This is a genomic window from Streptosporangium sp. NPDC048886 (genome assembly GCF_055586905.1).
Genome location: NZ_JBVJHH010000002.1, coordinates 313,682 through 333,912, shown reverse-complemented (window position 1 = coordinate 333,912; position 20,231 = coordinate 313,682). Strand labels below are relative to the sequence as shown.

Genomic DNA, 20,231 nt, shown 5'->3' with positions numbered 1-20,231 from the left:
GACGGTTCCGATACGCTTGCTTTCCGGTAAATCAGAAACGTCCAGTCACGCCATATGTGCCCGACCCAGCAGACTCGGTGATCATGAAAGTATGCTCCGTACGTGCTCTCGACGCGTCAGGGCGATGACCCGTTGAAGATCTCGTGCGTCATCCTCACCATGGGCAACCGGGTCCCCGAGCTGGGCCGGGCTGTCGAGTCCGCGCTGCACCAGACCGACGGCGACGTCGAGGTGGTCATCGTCGGCAACGGCGCGGACGTCCCCGAGCTGTCGGTCGGCGTGCCCCCGGGCTCGTCCGCCTCGATCAAGATCGTCCGGCTCAGCCACAACACGGGCATCCCGGCGGGCCGCAACCGCGGCGTCGAGGAGTGCTCGGGCGACGTGGTGCTCTTCCTGGACGACGACGGCTGGTACGGCGCGATGGACGTCGTCTCCCACCTGCGTGAGCGCTTCTCCACCGAGCACGACCTGGCCGTCGTCTCCTTCCGGGTGATGGACCCCGACGGCGGCACCGGCCAGCGCCGCCATGTCCCCCGCCTGCGCGCGGGGGACCCGGAGCGCTCCTCTCCGGTCACCACCTTCCTGGGCGGCGCCTGCGCCATCCGCCGCTCCGCCTTCCTCCAGGTCGGCGGCCTCCCCGAGCGTTTCTTCTACGCCCACGAGGAGACCGACCTGGCCTGGCGGCTGCTCGGCGAGGGCTACCGCATCGAATACGACGCCCAGACCGTCATGTACCACCCGCAGGTCCCGCCGACCCGGCACGCCGACTTCTACCGCCTCAACGCGCGCAACCGCGTCTGGCTGGCCCGTCGCAACCTCCCCTGGCCCCTGGCCGTGTTCTACCTCCTCAACTGGGTCGCCCTCACCCTGATCCGCGAGCGCTCCGGCGCCGCCCTGCGCGCCTGGTTCAAGGGCTTCACCGAGGGCCTGCGCGAGCCCGCCGGGGAGCGCCGCCCCATGGGCTGGAAGACCGCCTGGCGCATGCTCCGCCTGGGCCGTCCGCCGATCGTCTGACCTCGGTACGGCCCGGCCGGGTGTGTCCCGGACCGGGCCGCTCGCGGGATCCGGTCGCTCACGGGATCCAGTTGAAGGTGTCCGGGTCCGGTCCGACCCGCTCGTCGCGGTTCAGCCGCGAGATCTCCTCCATCTCGTCCTCGCTCAGTTCGAAGCCGAAGATGTCGAGGTTCTCCTCCATCCGGGCGCGGTGGACCGACTTCGGGAAGACGATGTCGCCGCGCTGGAGGTGCCAGCGCAGCGTCACCTGGGCGGGCGTCCTGCCGTGCCGCGCGGCGATCCGCGTGATGACCGGGTCGCCGAGCACCTTGCCCTGCGCGATCGGCGACCACGCCTCGGTGGCGATGCCGTGCTCGGCGTTGAAGGCCCGGACGTCGTCCTGGGTGAGGTACGGGTGCGCCTCGATCTGGTTGACCGCGGGCACGGTCCCGGTCTCCTCCAGCAGCCTGCGCAGGTGGTGCGGCTGGAAGTTGGAGACGCCGACGGCCTTGGCGCGGCCGGAGCGGTGGATCTCCTCCATCGCCCTCCAGGTCTCGACGTAGTCGCCGACGTCGGGCAGCGGCCAGTGGATGAGGAACAGGTCCAGGTAGTCGGAGCCCAGATCCTCCAGCGACCGGTCGAACGCCCTCGGCACGTCGTCGTAGGCGTGGAAGCCGTTGCTCAGCTTGCTCGTGACGAAGACGTCGCCCCGGTCGAGGCCGGACGCCCGGACCGCCGCGCCGACCTGCTTCTCGTTGCCGTACATCTCGGCGGTGTCGATGTGCCGGTAGCCGACGTCGAGCGCGGTGCGGACCGCCTCCTCCGTCTTGTCCGGCTCGATCTGGTAGGTCCCGAAGCCCAACTGCGGGATCTCGACGCCGTTGTCCAGCCTGATGTCGGGTATCTCGGTCATCCGATTCCCCCTTTATAGTCGTGGCATTTTTAGCCCCTTGAGGGCCGGTACCCGGGCCGGCGCCGTTTAACAGACCCGTCCGACCGTCCGGCGGGCCCGTCCGGCGGGCCCGCTCCGAGCCGCCCGGCCACCGGGAATGTCACCACCGGATCTCTGTTCCGGTCCTCGGCGGAGGCCGTACGGGACATGTCGCTAGAGTTCGGGTTCCGGCCCTTCCCGAACGGGTCTCCGGCCGGATACGAACGATGGCTCCATCGGCGTCGCACGGCGCCGCGAAAGGGTTCCGGCGTGGACGTCTACACCCTCGGCGAGGCGTTCGCCGTCGTCACCAGCGGCCGGATCCGGCACGAGCACGAGGCCAGGCTGGACGTGGCCGGGGCGGAGTTCACCGTCGCGGTCGGGCTGGCCAGGCTCGGCCACACGGCCGCCTGGCTGGGCAAGGTGGGGGGCGACGAACTCGGCGTGCGGATCCTCACGGCGCTGCGCGGGGAGGGCGTCGACGTCGCGGACGCCCGGGTGGACGACGCCTCCCCGACCGCGATGCTCCTGAAGGAGTCCAGGCCCGGGCAGGCGGCCCGGGTCACCTACTACCGGACGGGGACCCGGCTCACCCAGGGGAACGTCCCCATCGACCGGATCGCGGCCTCCCGGATCCTGCACGTCAGCGGGATCACCGCCGCCCTGGACGCGCGCGAGGCCATGCACGCCGCGGTCCGGGCCGCGCGGATGGCGGGGGTCACCGTCTCGGTGTCCGTCAACTACCGCGACCAGCTCTGGCCGGATCTGCGGGAGGCCGAGGAGGTCCTCAGTGCGCTGGCCTGCTCGGCCGACGTGCTGTTCGTCCGGCAGAGCGAGCTGGACCTGGTCAAGCCGGCGCTCACCGGGGACCGGGAGGTCATCGTGATCCGGGGCACCCGGGGCGCGAGTGTCCGGGTGAACGGCGTCCGCCACGACGCCCCGAGCCTGGCCGCGCCCGTGGTCGACCCCACCGGTTCGGCGGACGCCTTCGCCGCGGGCTATCTCAGCGCGCTGCTGGAGGGACTGCACCCCGCCGACCGGCTGCGCCGGGGCGCCCTGCTGACGGCTTTCGCGGTGTCCAGCACCAGCGAATGGCAGGGGCTGCCCACCAGGGCCGAGCTGCCGCTGCTGGAGCACGACGGCTGAGCGCCGCCGCCCGCCCGCCGGGACCGGCGCCCGGCGCGTGGGCCGGAGGCGCGGAACCCGCGGCCCCTCCTGCGGAGACCGGCGGCTCAGAGCTCCTTCGCCTCGCCGAAGGTCATGGTGAGGTGGGAGACCGTGCTGGTCATCAGGGCGCGTTTGGGCAGCCCGAGCTCGCTCAGCTCCTTGGCGACGGGGTGGTTGCCCAGGCGGATCAGCGCGCCGCCGGGACGCACGCGGACCCCCCGGGGGGTCATCGACCAGGGGATGCGGCGGGTGACGCCCTCCAGATGGCTGTAGGCGTCGGCGGGGGCCATCGTCCCGCCCGCGGGGACCGGGGCGCCGGGTCTGATCAGCAGGTCCAACACCAGGCGGCCGTCCTTGCGCAGGATGCACCGCTTGTAGGGGGAGGTCAGGCGCAGGTCGATGTCGGCCAGTTCCTTGGGGAAGCCCCAGATGGCGCGGCCCGCCTCCAGGGTGAAGCCCTGGTCGACCGGGAGCCAGTGGACGAACGCCCCGGCGCCGGCGCTGCGCAGCTCGGCCAGCCCCGCGCGCAGCCCCCGGGGCGGCGTCGGGCCCCCGTCGGGGGGCCGGACCAGGAAGGCCACGCCGAACTCCCGGTAGGCGTCGAGGTCGCCGTCGGCGTAGTCGACGAACACCAGCGTGCACAGGGCCCTGCCGGGCAGCACCTCGGCGACGTCCAGCCTGGAGTAGGCGATCACGGCCCGGGCGGCGTCGGCCCGGACCAGGTAGGAGGCGCTGCAGACCGTGGCGTCCCGGATCCGCACCGGCATGGCGATCTCGCGTCCCTGGATCAGATGGCGTGCCATGCCTCCAGTACACCAATCCCCGGCCCTCACGTCACCGGTGTGTGACCAATCCTCTGCCGGATCCGTCTCCTGGTCCGTGATGAATCAACCCCCGACGCGGAGGCGGCCATCGGCGCCCGCATTGAGCAGCTCTACCGGGAGCACTGGCCGCTGGTCTGCGGTTACCTCCTGCGCCGCACGCGCGATCCCCATCTCGCCGAGGACCTAGCCCAGGAGACCTTCGTCAAGGCCACCAGGGCGCTGCTCGGCCGGCGTGGGGAGCCGCCCGTCGCGTGGCTGCTCAGCATCGCCCGCAACGTGCTCGTCGACCACCTGTGGCGCAGCCGTACCGAACTGCCCCTGCCCGATCCGGACCGGATCGAGTTCGGTGGGACCAGCGACTCGCCCCCGGAGACGCTGGAGGGCTTCCGGGGCTGGGTGGGCATGCTGCGCGAGCACGACGAGCCCAACCTCAGGCGCTTCGGGCTGGACCTGGCCCGGCTGCGGAAGGCGGCCGGCGCGGGCACGGCCTACGCCTACGTCGACTCCCTGGTCACGATCTCGTCGCCGCGCGAGCTGATCGAGGACCCCCGGGTCGCGACGGTGCGGGTGGCCGACGTCGCCTTCGACCTGGAGCGGCCCCGGTGACCGCGCGGAGGGTCAGACCACGAGGGGACGGCGGTGGACGCGCGCGGGGGCGGCGCTCGCCGCCGCCCACCCCTCCAGCAGCCCCACGAACTCGCCCGCCTGGTCGGGCCAGTGGTAGCGGCTCAGCGCCTCCCGGTGACCGTGCGCGCCCATCGCCGCGGCCCCCTCGGGGTCGTCGCGCAGCGCCAGTACGGCGCGCAGCGCCGCGTCCACGTCCCCGAAGGGCGTGACGACGCCGCAGCCGGCCCGCTCGACCAGCGAGGAGGCGGTCGGCAGCGGTGTGGTGATCACCGGGAGCCCGCGGGACATGTACTCGACGACCTTGGTCGGCATCGACCGCCGGTAGTTGGGCACGTCGTGCAGGAGCGACAGCCCGGCGATCGCCCCCTCGGCCATCCGCAGCGCGTGCCGGTTGGGCACGTATCCGTACCAGTCGAGCAGGCCCTCCCGCTGCGCGTCCCGCAGCAGCGGCCTGATCTCGGCGTCGGCGGCGCCCACCAGGTCCGTCCTGATCCCGTGCGGGTGCAGCCGCCGGGCCAGCTCGATCAGCTCCACCGCGCCCCTGGCCCGGGACAGGTGGCCCACGTAGACCACCCGGTTCCGGCCGGGCGGCGCGGGCGGTCGTGGGGGCACGTAGGTGGTGTTGGGCACCACCGGGTGGGGGCGGGAGAAGCGCTCCCGGTAGGACTCCTCGGCCAGGATGAGGTGCAGGCGGCTCTCCGCGCGGGCCTCGACCCGGCGGATCAGCGGCGGCAGGGTCCGGCGCAGGTGCCCGGGGAGGTATGGCTTGGTCTCCAGGGCGGCGGCGGTGTCCTCGTGGACGTCCCAGACCGTGACGGGGCGGCTCCTGGGCAGCCGGAACAGCAGCTCGATGTCATGGACGACCAGCAGATCGGCCCCCTCGACGCCGCGCTTGAGGGCCCCGCGGGCGGCCTTGAGGGCGCGTCTGCGCCGGCGGCCCACCGCGCGGGGGACGTCGATCGCCCGGACCCGGGGGTCGGGGGTGACGTTGCAGTCGGTGAAGGGCGCGACATAGGTGATCTCGTGCCCCGCGTCGAGGAGCGCCCGGATCTGCCGATGCATGATCCGGGCGTCTTCGGGGCGATGAACGATAGTCCCGACACATACCCGCATATCCCGATGCTGAGTGCCGGTTCCGTCATCACCGGATGTGTTGCGTTAATTACCGGGTAACTGCCGCTGAACTCTCCCTGCCGGCGGGCTCCGGCGTGGTGCCGGCGGGCTCCGGCGCTCTGGCGGGGGAGGCCGCCGACGGCCGGCGGTAGAGCCAGACCAGGCGGGGTTCGAGCAGCCACTTGAAGAGCGTGCGGGTCTCCGGCAGGGACAGCACGATGGCCAGCGCCAGCGAGCTCGACGCGATCGCCATCACCCCCAGCGGGCCGTACAGCCAGGGGAAGCTCAGCCACCCCTGGTCCTTGGCGATGAGCACCACGACGCCGTGGAGCAGGTAGGCGTAGAGCGTGCGGGTGCCGAGGTCGGAGAACCAGGTCTCCCGCCGCGGCACCACCGCCAGCAGCGCGACCGACATGGCCAGCGCCGCGACCAGCAGCGCGCCGCGCACGCCGAGCCCGATCCACCAGCTCATGTCCATGGACTTGAAGCTGTAGCGGAAGTAGATCGGCTTGAGGTTGACGTGCGGGGCGATGAAGATCGCCACTGCGGCGCCCCCGGCCAGCGTGAGCCCGCCCAGGATCCTGACCCACACCGGCTTGAGCAGGTCGAAGTGCTCGGGCTTGAGCACCAGGCCGAGCACGTAGAAGGGGAGCAGGCCGAAGAAGCGGTCGATGCTGAAGTCGCCGGAGATCTCCGAGAAGCCGGCGACCATGTAGATGATCACCGCGACCAGCAGCGGCTGCCGCATCCGGTTCCAGATGGGCGTGGAGATCCGCCAGAGCACCAGCGCCAGCAGGTACCAGTTCAGCCAGGCCGGGTCGATGATCGTCAGGGTCCATTTCTGGCCCAGCCCGAAGCGGAGCAGCGCGTAGCCGATCTCCACGACCACGTACGGCACCAGCATGGTGTCGACCAGCTTGTTGATCTTGGCGTTGGAGTTCCAGAAGTTCCGGCCGAGATAACCGCTGATCAGCACGAACGCCGGCATGTGGAAGGTGTAGATGAACAGGTAGGCCGACTTGGCCGAGTGCGTGGCCAGGGTGGGCACCAGCGAGTGCCCGGTCACCACCAGGGCGATCAGGACGAACTTCACGTTGTCGAGATACGGCTCGCGCTTCTTCCTGGCGGGCGGAGCGGCGGGCTCCTCCTCCGGGCGCGGCTCCTGCTCCTGCTGCTCCGCGGACCGGTCCCAGGGGGAGGGGGCGGTCCCGCGGCTGGAGTTCTCCCAGTAGGAGAACGGCCGCTCGGCGGCCGGCGCGTCCTGCGGCTGCGGCCGGTGCGGGGCCGCCGGGGCCCGGGCGGTGTCGTGCTCCGACGACCACGCGGGATCCAGCGGGTCCAGCAGGTTGCCGGCGGGCGCGGTGGCGGGCGTGATGTCCAGCGGGCTCCTGCGGGCGGGCGTCCGGGCGTCCGGGTATGGTGTCCGCGCCTCCCGGCCGGAGGGACGGCGGGCGTCGTCGGATGATCCCCATCCCTGCGGAGTGGAGTCCTGTCGGGCGTCTCCCCGTGATCCCCATGACTCCGGAGGGGAGGACGGGCGGAGGTCCTCGGGCGATCCCCATGATTCCAGCCCGGAGCCCTGCCGGGCGTCGTCGGATGATCCCCATCCCTGCGGAGTGGAGTCCTGCCGGGCCTCTCCCCGTGACCCCCATGACTCCGGAGGGGAGGACGGGCGGGCGTCCTCGGGCGATCCCCATCCCTGCGGAGCGGGGCTCTGCCGGGTGTCCTCCCGCGATCCCCGCGGCTGCGGCGGGGAGGACGGCGGGGTCTCCCGCTGCGGGGTCCGTCCCCGCGACCCGGAGGATGCCCGGGCGTCCCGGCGGGAGGTCGGCTCCTGCTCGCCGGGGGGCGTCTGGGTGTCCCAGTTCGCCCAGGCGTCCTCGGAGGGGGCGGGCGGCTCCTGGTAGGCCGGGTAGCCCCAGGCGGTGACCTCGCCGGCCCCCTCGTCCCAGCCCTGCTCCTCGCGGTGGCCGTCGCGGGTGGACGGGGCGGGACCGAGGTCCGGGGGCTCGGGCCAGGAGGCCCGGGAGGCCGGAGACGGCTGCGCGTGCTCGGGCATCGGCCACGAGGCGGAGGTCCGGCCCTGTCCGCCGGACCCGCCGGTGCCGGCGTCGGGGGCGCCGTCGTCACGGGGGGCCGGCATGTGGAAGGGAGATCGGGTGTCGCTCACGGGGAAAACGCTCAGCTATCTGTCGGAGACTGGGAGGTGGTCGGACACACTGTTAAGACGCCCGGGGACCGCCGGAGGATGCGGCCGAATGGGGTCCGGCTCGCCGACCCGACCACCCTAAACCGAGCGCGCGGGGTCTGTCGCACGAGCGCCCGGGGGCGGCGGGGGTTCCCGGTGAATCGTGATCTTCCGGAGGCCGCCCGCCCACACCGCCCGCCGGACAGCCGCCGGCACGCCGTACGGCCCGCGATGTCCGCCATACGGTCCGCGCCGTCCATGGGGTCCGCCGTGCGGTCCGCGCAGCTCATGGTGCGTGCCGTGCGGCCTGCGCCGTCCATGGGGTCCGCCGTGCGGTCCGCGCAGCTCATGGTGCGTGCCGTGCGGCCTGAGGTGGCCCTCGCGCCCGCGCCGCCCGCCGTACGGCCCGCGCCGTTCGGTGGGCCGCCGGGGGCGGGGCCTACTGGCAAGGGTTGGTCTTGCTGTCGACGACGGAGTCCTTGAGGGAGTCGGGGATCTTGGTGGGGACCCGGACGCCCTTCCAGTCGGTGCCGATGATCAGCTGGACGACCGGGCCGGTGGGCAGCGGGGTGGCCGGGATGGTCGCGGCGTAGTTCTCCATGCTGGCGGGCTTCACCTTGCCCGCGACGGGGGTGAGCTTGTCGCCGGAGAGCCTGGCGGCCAGCGCGTCGGCGTAGGAGGCGCCCTCGGCGTCCCGCTTGCCGTAGCGCAGCACGGTGGTGGGCACGTCGCCGGTGGCCGGGCGGGCGTTGCCGACCTGGGTCACCCGGAAGCCCTGGGCGGCCAGCTTGGCGGCCACCTCCTTGGCCAGGCCGAACGTGCCGGTGCCGTTGAAGACCTGGACCTGGACCTGCTCGTGCTTGACGGCCGGTTTGGCGGAGGCGTTGGGGGCCGGGCTCTTGGTCACCTCGGTGTCGCTGCGGATCGCGTCGAACAGCTCGGTGGCGGCGGGCTGCCGCCAGACGACCCGGTTCTTGTCGGCGGGGTCCGGCATCCACGGCACGGTGATGGCCTTCAGGCCGGAGGAGGTGAGGGACTTCGCGCTCTGGGCGATCTCCAGCAGGCGCCCGGTGTCGAGGTTGCTGTCCATCGTCACCGACGAGGCGGCGGCCTTCAGGAAGTTGTTCAGCTTGCCGAGGTCGGTCAGCAGGTCGGAGCTGGTGGCCTTCTTCATCACCTGCTGGAGGAAGACCTGCTGGCGCTTGATCCGGCTGAGGTCGCTGCCGTCGCCGAGCGCGTAGCGGGCGCGGACGTAGGCGAGGGCGGTCTTGCCCATCACGTTGTGCTTGCCCTTGGTCAGCTCCAGCTTGGCCTTCTTGTCCATCACGTCCTCGGGCAGGCAGATCTCGATGCCGCCCAGCGCGTCGACGATGTTGGTGAACCCGGCGAAGTCGACCTTGACGAAGTGGTCGACGTGGATCTGGGTCAGCGCCTCGATCGTCTTCCACGTGCAGACGATGCCGCCGTCGTTGAAGGCTGAGTTGATCTGCTTGAGGCCGGCGGGAATGGCCGCCTTCGTCACCGGGTTCTCGCAGGCGGGCACCTGGACCATGGAGTCGCGGGGGAAGCTGACCAGGGTGGCCTTGTCACGGTTGGGGGAGATGTGGAGCAGGATGATCGTGTCGGTCCGCTCGCCCTGACCCTGCATGTGCTGGCCGTATCTCTTGTTCCCGGCGCCGTCGCGGGTGTCGGAGCCCACGACGAGCACGTTGAGCGCTCCGGTCTCCGGGGGGCGGTTGGCGCCGAGCTTGTCCACGACGCTCTCGCGGGTGATGCTGTCGTCGAGGTCGCGGTAGAACTTGTAGCCGCCGAGGGTGCCGGCCACCAGGACGCCCGTCATCGCGATGCTGACCCAGCCGCCCACGCCCAGCCGTCCGGCCTTGCGGCGCGGGTCGCGGGGCGGCCCGGCGTAGTCGCCGGGGGGCTCGGGGGGCGGGCCGCCGTCCCCGCCCGCGCGGCGGGAGGCCCGGCGGCCGTGGCCGGCCGGCTCGGCCCGGCGGTCCTTCACGGAGACGTGCCGATGGTCGCTCATGCGATCTCCTCGCCTGGCGGCAACGCCCGGTGCTGCTTCAGCTCGCTCATTGCGCCCAAAGGGTAGGTCATGAGGTGAGTGCCGGGCGCCATGATGACGTGAACTTGGTCATGACCGCCCCTTGCCGCTCCCGTGGTGATCCGGGCGCCCAGCATACTCAAATACGGACATTTCTTGGAATGTTATGGAAAGAAGGTTTGCTCGCCACAAAAGCCGCTGCCAGACACGCTGCCGGTACGGCGGGCAGCACATAGCGGTAGTCGAATTCCGCGACCGCCGGGGGCATGACGAGCAGCACCACCGCCGTCGTCCACGGCAGCACCCACAGCGTGGAGTCCGGGCGCAGGCGCCGCACGGCCGCCGCCACCGGGGGGATCAGCAGGATCACCAGCACCGCCGCGCCGGGCAGCCGGACGACGTCCTGATAGGCCCGCATCCAGCCCGCGTAGGGCTCGACGATCCGGGTGGCGATCGGCCCCCGCTCGTAGTCGCGCTCGGCGCGCTCGGCGCCCACCGTGGCCGGGTAGCGGCCGGGCGGCGCCGGCGGCGCCGCCGGGAACTCGTAGTAGTCGTAGACCTCCTGGTCCGGGTAGACCGGACGGCCCAGGGTGAAGGAGCGGGCCAGCTCGGAGGCGACCGAGCCGAGATAGCCCAGCGGCTGGCTGCGGATGGCCAGTGAGGCGAACCGGCCGGCCAGGGCGTCGTTCTCCTCGGTGAAGGTGATGCCGGGCAGCTTGACCAGCGGCGAGTCGGGGCTCCAGACGTATTCCTGCGCGGGGGGCCGCCGGGCGGGCGGGCGGGGGTCGCAGAGCACGGCCAGGTCCGCGGGCGGCCTCATCACCGCGCAGTCGGCGAAGGTCATCGTCTTGGCGTAGAGGAAGACGCCGTTGGCGCCCACGATCCCGATCCGGCCGTGGGTCGCGTGGAACCAGACCCCGTAGCCCAGGATCGGCAGGGCCGCGGCCGCCAGCATCACCCCGGCCGTCAGCACCCGCCCCCGCGCCCGGTAGATCAGCCAGCCCGCGAAGATCACGACCAGCGGCAGCCCGACGGTCCTGGTCAGCGTCGCCGCCGCGACCAGCAGCCCGATCCCGCACGCCGTACGCCACCCGACGGTCCGGGACAGGGCCAGGCAGACCGCCGACATCACCAGCGCGGCGAACAGGGTGTCGGAGACCAGCAGGTGCTCCAGTTCGATCTGGTAGGCGTCCAGTAGGGAAGGGGCGGACGCGAGCACCGCGGCCCAGCCGGGGGTGCCCAGCCGCCGGGCGGTGAGATAGACGAGCACGCCGACCAGCAGCCCCAGCAGATGCTGGACCAGCGCGACGGAGGCGAAGCTGTGGAACGGTTCGAGCAGCCGCAGGAACATCGAGTATCCGGCCGGGCGGACCAGGTCGGGCCGGGGCTTCAGCGCGGTCACGACATAGGTGTAGGAGTCGGGGAACCAGATCGCGGGCCGGTATCCCAGCATGGTGACCGCCCGCAGGACGACGCCGAGACCCAGCACCCCCAGGAACCACCGGTGCCCCCGAGCCCAGCCGACCACTCCCCGCCCCCTTCGCGCGCTGCGCGTACGCTACCGGCTTTCACCGGCCCGCCGCGCGCACCCATCGCCGCAGCCGGAGGCTGCCACTACGCTCGGGACCAGCTATGAGGATCACCTGGTTGGATCGCACGCGCAGGCCCTCGGCGGGCAGGGTGCTCGCCGTGGTCTCGGCCGCGCCCGCGCTCGTGCTGGCCGGCTGGCTGCTGGCCGGGCTGTCGCTGCTGCTGTTCGGCTGGTTCCGGCCGCTCGCCGCCCTGCCGCTGGGCCTGGTGATCGCCGCGCTGCTGTGCCGCTACGGCCTGCGCCGCCTGCCCGAGACCGTCGAGGCGACCGCCTGGCAGACGGCCGGGGTCATCGCCGTGGCCCTGGCCTCGGGGGTCTTCAACGGGCTGCTCCACAGCGAGCAGCTCATCGTCCGCCGCGACCCCGCCACCTACGCCCAGTACGCCGTCTGGCTGGCCGGCCACGGCTCGCTGCCCATCCCCCACCAGCAGGCGGCCTTCGGCGGGGCGGACCAGGCGCTCCGCTTCGACAGCCCGGGCTTCTACCCCTCCGGCGGCGCGGTCGTGCCGCAGTTCATGCCGGGGGCGCCGCTGATCGACGCGCTGGGCCACTGGCTGGGCGGCCTGCCCGGGCTCCTGCTGACGGCGCCGCTGCTGGGCGCGCTGGCGGTGCTCGTGCTGGCGGGAGTCGTCGCCCGGCTGGTCGGCGCCCGCTGGGCCCCGCTGGCCGCGCTGGTGTTCGCGGTCAGCCTGCCGATCCTCTACACCTCGCGCACCACCTTCAGCGAGATCCCCTCCCTGATCCTGCTCTTCGGCGGCCTCGCCCTGCTGCACGACGCCCAGGTCAGGCTCCGCTCCGGCATCACGGGTCTGGGCTACCTGCCGTCCCTGCCCTCCGGCGAGCAGCCGGGGCGGATCCGCCGGGCCCAGTCCGACGGCGCCGTGATCGGGGCGGAGCTGGCCGGCCTGGTCTTCGGGCTGGCCGTCCTGGTCAGGATCGACGGATTGCGCGACGTGCTGCCCGTGCTCGCCTACGCCGGGCTGCTGATCGCCCTGCGGCGGGCGGGCGTCCGCGACGAGGGGCGGCTCGGCGTGCCGCTGCTGTTCGGGCTGGCGGCCGGGGCCGGGACGGGGGTCGCGGCCGGATACATCCTGTCCAAGCCCTACCTGGACTACCTGTCCGGCTCCTTCGAGCCGCTGCTGGGCATCTGCGGAGCGGTGCTGGTCCTCACCCTGGTCGTCGCGCTGCTGGCGCCGCGGCTGGCGGCCCTCCTGCGCCGGGCGGCGGGGATCCGCCGGCTGCCCGAGTTCGCCGGCGCCCTGGTGGCGCTGGTCATGACGGCCTTCGCGGCCCGGCCGTGGCTGCAGACCGTGATCCGGTGGCCGGCCACGCGGGAGGACCGGCTGAACTACGAGTTCATCGAGCGGACCCAGCTGGCCAACGGGCTGCCGGCCGACGGCGCCCGGCTCTACTACGAGGAGTCGCTGTACTGGGTGATCTGGTACGTCGGGGTGCCCGTGGTGGTGCTGGCGACGCTGGCCGGGGCGGTGCTCACGCGCCGGATGGCCAGGGGGCGGGGGTTCGGCTGGCTGCTGCCGCTGGCCGTGGTCGGCTGGACCACGGTCACCACGCTCTACCGGCCGGGCATCACCCCCGACCACCCGTGGGCCGCCCGGCGGCTGGTCCCCGTCGTCATCCCCGGCCTCGTCCTGCTGGCCGTCTGGGGGCTGCGCTGGGTGCGGGACAAGGCCCGCAGGATGGGATACGGCCAGGCCGTACAGCGGGGCCTGGCCGTCGGCGGCGCGGTGCTCCTGCTCGTCCCCCCGGCGATCACCTCCATCGGGACGGCCTTCACCCCCGTCGAGCGCGGCGAGCGCGCGGCGGTCGAGGCGATGTGCGCGGCCCTGCCGGAACGGGCCTCGGTGCTGATCGTGGAGCGGGTCACCGGCGACCGCCTCACCCAGGTCGTCCGGGGCACCTGCGGCGTGCCCACCGCCCGGGTCGCCTTCCGGGTGGGCGCCGACATCCCCGTCAGGTCCGACGTCGAGCGCCTGGTCGGCCGCGTCCGCGCCGCCGGCCGCGTCCCCGTCCTGCTCGCCGCCAAGCGGGACCAGCTCCTCCCGTACGGCGAGGCGGTCCAGGTGCTGAAGCTCGCCGTCCGCCAGGACGAGAGATCGCTGACCGGCCCCCCGGACGGCACCTGGTCGCTGTCCATGGACGTCTGGATGGCCGTCGCCTAGGCCGGTCGTCCCCGTGGTCGCCGGGCCGGCGTGGAGGGGGCCGGTCTGGCTTGGTGGGGAATGCCCGGCTATGTGGGGGTGGGAGTGCGCGGAGTCGGCCACCGAGCCATGACGAACGCCTGCTTCCTGGCCGCTTTCCCCCCGGTGCGGGCCACGTGGAGGGCATGATTGCCACATGAGTCAGCAGTTGCACAGCAAGCCCACGGTAGCCGTCCGTGACCTCGCCCATAAGACCAGCCAGGTTCTCGCGCGGGTCAAGGCGGGAGAGACGCTGACCGTCACCCAGAACGGTGAGCCCGTCGCCATGGTCGTGCCGTTCCGGCAGCCGGAGCCGGCCGTGCCCGCCGGGGGGCACGCGACGGGCGAGGATCCCGTGTGAGCCTCCCCCGCTGAGGGGCGCGACGGACCGGCCGGGTGCGCCCGACGTGCCGCGCGGCCGTCCGGACGGGGCGACGCGCCGGGGCGCGCGGCCGTCCGGACGGGCGAGCGTGACCGTCCGAACGGGGTGATGTGCGTCCGGCTCCCAGCGGGGCAGAGTATCCTCGCCCGACGTGAGCACGCCCGAGACCTCCGAGAGTGGACCAGCTGTGGACGCAACGCCGTACGTCACGATCGTTCTGCCCTGTTACAACGAGCAGGACCATGTCATCGACGAGGTCGAGCGCATCTGCGGGGCCATGGACCGCAGCGGTTACACCTACGAGCTCGTGGCCGTGGACGACTGCTCCAGCGACCGGACGCTGGCCAGGCTGCAGGAGGCCGCGCCGCGTTTCCCCAACATGCGGATCCGGGCCTTCCACCGCAACGGCGGGTCGGGCACGGTACGCCGGATCGGCAGCCAGGAGGCGCGCGGCGAGATCGTCGTGTGGACCGACGCCGACATGACCTACCCCAACGAGCGCATCCCCGAGCTCGTCGAGATCCTGGACAAGGACCACACGATCGACCAGGTCGTGGGCGCGCGGACCACCGAGGAGGGCTCGCACAAGTTCCTGCGGGTGCCGGCGAAGTGGTTCATCCGCAAGGTGGCCGAGCGGCTGGCGGGCCAGAAGATCCCCGACCTCAACAGCGGGCTGCGGGCCTTCCGCAAGTCGGTCGCCCGCCCGTATCTACGGCTGCTGCCGCCCGGATTCTCCTGCGTCACCACGATCACGCTGTCGTTCCTGTCCAACCAGCACGACGTCTACTACCTGCCGATCGAATACAGCAAGCGGGCAGGTAAGTCGAAGTTCAGCTTCGTCTCCGACGCCTACCGCTACATCCTGCAGGTGCTGCGGATGGTCATGTACTTCAACCCGCTCAAGGTGCTCATGCCGCCCGCGCTCTGGCTGGTCGGCATCGGCCTGGTCAAGGGCGTCGTCGACATGATCCGCTACGGCTTCTACCTGACCAGCAACACCATCGTGATCTTCCTGTCCGGGCTGCTCATCGGCTCGCTGGCGCTGCTGGCCGACCTCATCGTGCGCTCCAGGAGCGAGTAGATGCGGATCGCGATCGTCGGGCCGACCCACCCCTACAAGGGCGGCGGGGCCGCGCACACCACCGAGCTGGCGCACCGCCTGCGGGCCGCCGGGCACGAGGTGGTGATCGAGTCGTGGAAGGCGCAGTACCCCTCCTTCCTCTATCCGGGGCAGCAGACCGTGGACACCCCCGCGGGCGCGCCCTACCCCGACGTCCGCCGTGACCTCGACTGGCGCCGCCCGGACGGCTGGGTCCGCTGCGGACGCCGGCTGGCGGAGGCCGACCTGGTGATCCTCGCCGTGCTCAGCCCCGTGCAGGTCCCGCCCTACCTGGGCATCCTGTACGGCCTGGGCCGCCGGACCCGGACCGTCGCGCTCTGCCACAACGTCCTGCCCCACGAGCGCAAGCCCTACGACGTCCCGCTGATGAGGGCGCTGCTGCGCCGGGTGGACGGGGTGCTCGTCCACTCCGAGCAGCAGGCCGTGCCGGCCCGCGAGCTCGGCCCCGCCCCGGTGACGGTGGCCGAGATGGCGCCGCACCTGCCGGCCGGGCTCCAGGAGCACCCCCATGTCGAGGGCGTGACCAACAGGCTGCTGTTCTTCGGCCTGGTCCGCCCGTACAAGGGGCTCGACCTGCTGATCCGCGCGCTGCCCGAGGGCGTCTCGCTCCGGGTCGCGGGGGAGTTCTGGGGCTGCCTGGAGCAGACGGAGGCGCTGGTCACCGAGCTCGGCCTGACCGCCAGGGTGGAGCTGCGGCCGGGTTACGTGGCCGACGGGGACGTGCCGGGGCTGTTCGCCGACGTCGACGCGCTCGTCCTGCCCTACCGGAGCGGGACGGCCAGCCAGCAGGTGTGGTTCGGGCACGAGCACGGGGTGCCGGTGATCGCCACCCGGGTGGGGACGCTCGGTGACCACGTCACCGACGGCGTCGACGGGCTGCTCGTCGAGCCCGGCTCGGTGGAGGCGCTCCGCGCGGCGCTGACCGCCTTCTACCGGCCGGGCGAGCCCGAACGGCTGCGCGCCGGGGTCAAGGCCGTCGACCCCGAGCCCTACTGGGCGACGTATGTGGACGCCCTGGTCTCGGCGGGGGCCTGAGCGCCGCGGCCGAGCAGCCAGCCGATCCCGGCCCAGGCCACGTCGGTGAAGGTGAAGGCCAGCCGGGAGATCAGGGCGACGACCCCGGCGGTGACCACGGCCGCGGTGGCGCCGTGCGTGTCGATCGCCGGCGCGATGACCGCGACCATCGCGGCCTCGCGCACGCCCACCCCGGCCGGGACGACCGCGATCAGCAGGCCGGTCGCCCAGGCGAAGGCGTAGGCCCCGGCGCCGAGCGGATAGAGCGAGAAGTCGCCGGTCAGGTCGCCGAGGATGAGCCAGGTGTGCAGGCCGTAGACCAGCCAGCCCAGGACGGTCCAGGCGACGGCGGCCAGCAGGGCGCGGCCGGGCAGCACCCGCTCGACGGGGTCCTTGCGGGCGATCCGCAGCGCCAGGTTCAGGCCCCAGGTGAGGACCCTCGGGTGCAGGCACAGGACGATCACCGGGATGACCAGGGCGAGGTACCACGCCCGCTCGGCCACCGAGCGGGCGGTGAACGGAAGTGTGGCGGCGGCCAGGCCGACCGCGCAGCCCAGGGAGATCACCAGGGCCAGGGAGGTGGCGCTGAAGGTGCGCCGGGGCGGGCAGCCGTGGTCGCGGCCCAGCTCCATCATCGCGGCGTAGGCCCAGACCGATCCCGGGACGTATTTGCCGAGCTGGCCGACGAACAGCACGCGCGCGGCCACGCGCGGCGACAGCGCGGAGCCCAGCCCGGCGACCACGCTGCGCCAGGCCAGGAGCATGCATCCCGCTCCGGCCATCACCGCCGCGCAGGACCCGGCCACCGACCACCAGGACAGCCGGGCGAGCGCTTCGAGCGTGCCCTGCCAGTTGCGGGACAGGCCGTAGCCGACGAAGGCCAGCGCGACCAGGGCGAGCAGGACCCGGAGGAGGCGGCTTGACCGCAGTCGGCTGAGCACCCGCCAAGGGTATGCCGTGGACCTTACCCGGCGGTAGGGTCCCGGCCCGCCGGTACTCTTGGGCGGCGTGGCGGAGCTGGGCCGCGTGATGGAGCGAGGAGCGGTGGGCGGGCGATGAGCGGGAAACGGCAGGCACAGCTGGCGTACTCCGAGTTCCAGGCGGCGATGCTGGACGAGGAGAAGCGCCGCCGCAAGGCGGCGAAGATCGTGGCGGTGCTCGGCCACTTCCTCGGCCGTGACAAGGACGTCCTGCACGGCCTGACGGTCGCCGACATCGGCTGCTCGGCGGGGTTCATCGCCGACGAGCTCGCCGGCGCGGGCGCGGGCCGCACCTTCGGCGTCGACATCGACGTGCCCGGCCTGCGCAAGGCGGCCGAGCGCTTCGGCGAGCGGGTCGAGTTCGTCTGCGCCGACGGCACCGCGCTGCCCTTCCCCGACGGCTCCATCGACGTGCTGGTCTTCAACCACATCTACGAGCACGTGGTGGACCCCGACGCGATCATGGCCGAGATGCGCCGGGTGCTCGCCGACGACGGCGTGCTCTACCTGGGGCTGGGCAACCGGCTCGGGGTGATGGAGCCGCACTACAAGCTGCCGTTCCTGTCCTACCTGCCGCCCGCGCTGGCCGACCGCTACGTCCGGCTGTCCGGCCGGGCCGACAGCTACTACGAGCGCTACCGCACCCGCCGCGGCCTGCGGAAAATGGTGCGCGGCCTGCGGGTGTGGGACTACACCTTCCCGGTGCTGGCCACCCCGGCGGCCTTCGCCGGCTCCGAGCTGTTCCCCGGCGTGGTCGGCCGCGTGGCCGGGGGCGTGCTGGCCCGGCTGCCCCGCTCCGTCCTGCGGGGGCTGCTGCCGGTCGTGCCGACCTACCTGTGGGTGGCCACCAAGAGCGCCCGCCGCCCGGCCGGGGCGTCCCTGCCCCAGCCGCCCGACCCGGTCCGCCCCCTTTGAAACGCCTGGTCCGCGCCGCCTTCCTGCTCGTGGCGCTGGGGTTCGGCACGTGGGTGGTGGCCAGGCAGTGGGAGGAGATCCTGGCCGGGTTCGCCCGGCTGTCCTGGCAGGCGCTCGCGCTGTCGCTGGTCGCCGTGGTCGCGGCGCTGTGCGGCGGGATGATGACGTGGCGGGCGCTGCTGGCCGACCTCGGCTCGCCGTTGCCGTTCCGCCCGGCGGCGAAGGTCTTCTTCGTCGGTCAGCTGGGGAAATACATCCCCGGCTCCATCTGGCCGATGCTCGCCCAGATGGAGATGGGCCGCGAGCTGGGGGTGCCCAGGTCGCGGAGCGCGGCGGCCTTCTTCCTGACGATGCCGGTGCAGCTCGGCAGCGGGCTGGTGATCTCGGGGGTGACGCTGCCGGCCGCCCTGCCGGGGTCGGCCGCGCCGTACGCCTGGGCGTTCCTGCTGATCCCGGTGCTCGCGGTGGTGTTCGAGCCGCGGGTGATCAACGCGGTCCTCGGGTTCGGGCTGCGGAAGCTGAAGCGCGAGCCGCTGGAGCGCCCGCTCTCCCGCCGGGGCATGCTCACCGCGCTGGGCTGGGCGCTGCTCGGCTGGACCGCCTACGGCCTGCACCTGGCGGCGGTCGTCCACGACTTCGGACCCTCGGGCGTCTCGGTGGCGGTGTTCTCCATCGGGGCGTTCGCGCTGTCCTGGTGCCTGGGGATCATGACGTTCGTGGTCCCCGCCGGGGCCGGGGTGCGGGAGGTGGCCATGGTCGCCGTGCTGGCGCCCGTCCTGAACCAGGGATCGGCGATCGCCGTGGCGCTCTGCTCCAGGATCGTCATCATCGCCGGCGACCTCGTCTGCGCCGGCGCCGCGGGTCTGTCGGCGCGCCGCGCCGCCGATCCCCGGCGGGACCCCGACCCCGGAAAAGCCGTGTGATTTACCCCACGATTTCGGAGGCGGTGGCAATAGAGTGAACGGGAGAAGAGGGACGACCGTCCCGCGTGGATCTTGAGGGGAGCGATCCTTCTTGACGCCCCGAGTGCTCGTCGACGCGGCCGCCGTTCCGGCCGATCGCGGTGCGTTGATCAGATATGTCGACGGCCTCGTCGCCGCGCTGGACAGGGCCGGCGCCGACCTGGCGGTCGTCTGTCAGCGGGCCGAGGCCGGCCGTTACGCCGCGCTCGCGCCCTCCGCCCGGATCCTGTCCGGCCCCCTCGGCATCACCAACCGGGCGGCCCGGCTCGCCTGGGAGCAGACCGGGCTCCCGGTCCTGGCCCAGCAGGCCGGCGCCCAGGTGATCCACGCCCCCTATTACTCGATGCCGCTGCGCTCGGGCCTGCCCACCGTGGTGACCGTGCACGACGTCACCTGGTTCACCGAGCCCGCGCAGCACGGCGCGGTCAAGGCGTCCTTCTTCCGCTCGGCGACCCGCACGGCCGTCCGGCACGCCTCCCGGGTGGTCGTGCCCTCCAAGGCGACCAGGGATGAGCTGATCCGGGTGCTCGCCGCCGACCCCACCCGGATCGACGTCGCCTACCACGGCGTGGACCCGGCGCTGTTCCACCGGCCCTCCGAGCGGGAGGTCAGGCACGCCGCCGACCGGCTCGGCCTGCACGGCACCCCCTACGTCGCCTTCCTCGGCCCGCTGGACCCGCGCAAGAACGTCCCCAACCTGATCCGCGGCTTCGTCCGGGCCGTCGAGCACCTCCCCGACCCCCCTGCCCTGGTGCTGGCCGGGGGCCTGCGCGACGCCGACGTGGACGCCGCGGTCGAGGAGGTCCCCTCCCGGGTGAGGGTGCTGCGCCCGGGCTATCTGGCCTTCACCGACCTGGCGGGGTTCCTCGGCGGCGCGCTCGTGGCGGCCTTCCCCTCGCGTGGCGAGGGTTTCGGGCTCCCGGTGCTGGAGGCGATGGCCTGCGGCGCGCCGGTGCTCACCACGCACCGCACCTCGCTGCCCGAGGTGGGCGGGGACGCGGTCGCCTACACCGAGCCCGACGACGTCAGCATCGCCGAGGCGCTGCGCGCGCTGCTGGCCTCGCCGGAGCGCCGCGAGGCCCTGTCCGCGGCGGGACTCGCCCGCTCCAGGGAGTTCACCTGGGAGGCCTCGGCCGAGGCCCATCTGCTCTCGTATCAACGTGCTGTCGAATAGTG

17 protein-coding genes are annotated in these 20,231 nt (G+C 72.7%); 10 read left to right on the top strand and 7 right to left on the bottom strand.

Annotation, left to right across the window (positions count from 1 at the left end):
- The first annotated feature begins 132 nt into the window (after positions 1-132).
- On the top strand, positions 133-1,014 hold the full coding sequence (locus ACZ6R6_RS03700) for a glycosyltransferase family 2 protein (protein WP_470089986.1): 882 nt from the start codon (positions 133-135) through the stop codon (positions 1,012-1,014).
- 58 nt (positions 1,015-1,072) lie between these two features.
- On the opposite strand, the gene ACZ6R6_RS03695 is transcribed toward ACZ6R6_RS03700, so the two are convergent.
- A complete protein-coding gene (locus ACZ6R6_RS03695; RefSeq protein WP_470089906.1) occupies positions 1,073-1,906 on the bottom strand; it encodes an aldo/keto reductase in 834 nt (277 codons plus the stop codon).
- Between the two features lie 288 nt (positions 1,907-2,194).
- Between ACZ6R6_RS03695 and ACZ6R6_RS03690 the strand changes: the two genes are divergently transcribed.
- Positions 2,195-3,070: a sugar kinase gene (locus ACZ6R6_RS03690; protein WP_470089904.1), complete on the top strand. Its 876-nt coding sequence runs from the start codon at positions 2,195-2,197 to the stop codon at positions 3,068-3,070.
- Between the two features lie 86 nt (positions 3,071-3,156).
- Here the strand turns inward: ACZ6R6_RS03690 and ACZ6R6_RS03685 are convergent, their stop codons facing one another.
- Complete coding sequence (locus ACZ6R6_RS03685; protein ID WP_470089903.1) at positions 3,157-3,894, bottom strand: acetoacetate decarboxylase family protein; 738 nt, start codon at positions 3,892-3,894, stop codon at positions 3,157-3,159.
- A gap of 48 nt (positions 3,895-3,942) precedes the next feature.
- Here ACZ6R6_RS03685 and ACZ6R6_RS03680 point away from each other — a divergent pair, with 48 nt between their 5' ends.
- On the top strand, positions 3,943-4,521 hold the full coding sequence (locus tag ACZ6R6_RS03680) for an RNA polymerase sigma factor (RefSeq protein ID WP_470089984.1): 579 nt from the start codon (positions 3,943-3,945) through the stop codon (positions 4,519-4,521).
- A gap of 12 nt (positions 4,522-4,533) precedes the next feature.
- On the opposite strand, the gene ACZ6R6_RS03675 is transcribed toward ACZ6R6_RS03680, so the two are convergent.
- The 4 genes from ACZ6R6_RS03675 to ACZ6R6_RS03660 form a co-directional block, all read right to left on the bottom strand.
- On the bottom strand, positions 4,534-5,655 hold the full coding sequence (locus ACZ6R6_RS03675; RefSeq protein WP_470089901.1) for a glycosyltransferase family 4 protein: 1,122 nt from the start codon (positions 5,653-5,655) through the stop codon (positions 4,534-4,536).
- Between the two features lie 49 nt (positions 5,656-5,704).
- Positions 5,705-7,825 (bottom strand): acyltransferase family protein, encoded by a 2,121-nt coding sequence (locus ACZ6R6_RS03670; RefSeq protein ID WP_470089899.1) that lies wholly within the window; start codon positions 7,823-7,825, stop codon positions 5,705-5,707.
- A 457-nt stretch (positions 7,826-8,282) separates the two neighbouring features.
- Complete coding sequence (locus ACZ6R6_RS03665) at positions 8,283-9,875, bottom strand: LCP family protein (RefSeq protein WP_470089898.1); 1,593 nt, start codon at positions 9,873-9,875, stop codon at positions 8,283-8,285.
- A 157-nt stretch (positions 9,876-10,032) separates the two neighbouring features.
- A complete protein-coding gene (locus tag ACZ6R6_RS03660) occupies positions 10,033-11,421 on the bottom strand; it encodes a hypothetical protein (protein ID WP_470089896.1) in 1,389 nt (462 codons plus the stop codon).
- Between the two features lie 119 nt (positions 11,422-11,540).
- Between ACZ6R6_RS03660 and ACZ6R6_RS03655 the strand changes: the two genes are divergently transcribed.
- The 4 genes from ACZ6R6_RS03655 to ACZ6R6_RS03640 all read left to right on the top strand — a co-directional run bounded on the left by ACZ6R6_RS03655 (position 11,541) and on the right by ACZ6R6_RS03640 (position 16,219).
- The gene (locus ACZ6R6_RS03655) at positions 11,541-13,664 is read left to right on the top strand and encodes a hypothetical protein (protein WP_470089894.1); all 2,124 of its coding nucleotides are present in this window, start codon (positions 11,541-11,543) and stop codon (positions 13,662-13,664) included.
- 175 nt (positions 13,665-13,839) lie between these two features.
- Positions 13,840-14,043: a type II toxin-antitoxin system Phd/YefM family antitoxin gene (locus ACZ6R6_RS03650; protein WP_306859104.1), complete on the top strand. Its 204-nt coding sequence runs from the start codon at positions 13,840-13,842 to the stop codon at positions 14,041-14,043.
- Positions 14,044-14,215: 172 nt separating this feature from the next.
- Positions 14,216-15,145, top strand: coding sequence for a glycosyltransferase family 2 protein (locus ACZ6R6_RS03645; RefSeq protein ID WP_470089892.1), 930 nt, complete (start codon positions 14,216-14,218; stop codon positions 15,143-15,145).
- Positions 15,146-16,219 carry a glycosyltransferase family 4 protein gene (locus tag ACZ6R6_RS03640; protein WP_470089890.1) on the top strand — a complete coding sequence of 358 codons (1,074 nt, stop codon included), beginning with the start codon at positions 15,146-15,148 and terminating at the stop codon, positions 16,217-16,219.
- Here the strand turns inward: ACZ6R6_RS03640 and ACZ6R6_RS03635 are convergent.
- Complete coding sequence (locus ACZ6R6_RS03635; RefSeq protein ID WP_470089888.1) at positions 16,174-17,139, bottom strand: lysylphosphatidylglycerol synthase transmembrane domain-containing protein; 966 nt, start codon at positions 17,137-17,139, stop codon at positions 16,174-16,176. The two genes, ACZ6R6_RS03640 and ACZ6R6_RS03635, sit on opposite strands and share 46 nt — an antisense overlap.
- A gap of 114 nt (positions 17,140-17,253) precedes the next feature.
- On the opposite strand from ACZ6R6_RS03635, the gene ACZ6R6_RS03630 reads away from it, so the two are divergent.
- The 3 genes from ACZ6R6_RS03630 to ACZ6R6_RS03620 all read left to right on the top strand — a co-directional run bounded on the left by ACZ6R6_RS03630 (position 17,254) and on the right by ACZ6R6_RS03620 (position 20,229).
- Positions 17,254-18,093 (top strand): class I SAM-dependent methyltransferase, encoded by an 840-nt coding sequence (locus tag ACZ6R6_RS03630; protein ID WP_470089887.1) that lies wholly within the window; start codon positions 17,254-17,256, stop codon positions 18,091-18,093.
- Positions 18,090-19,016: a lysylphosphatidylglycerol synthase transmembrane domain-containing protein gene (locus ACZ6R6_RS03625; protein WP_470089885.1), complete on the top strand. Its 927-nt coding sequence runs from the start codon at positions 18,090-18,092 to the stop codon at positions 19,014-19,016. Before ACZ6R6_RS03630 ends, ACZ6R6_RS03625 begins: the two co-directional genes overlap by 4 nt.
- Positions 19,017-19,107: 91 nt before the next feature.
- Positions 19,108-20,229, top strand: coding sequence for a glycosyltransferase family 4 protein (locus tag ACZ6R6_RS03620; protein WP_470089884.1), 1,122 nt, complete (start codon positions 19,108-19,110; stop codon positions 20,227-20,229).
- The last annotated feature ends 2 nt before the right edge of the window (positions 20,230-20,231 follow it).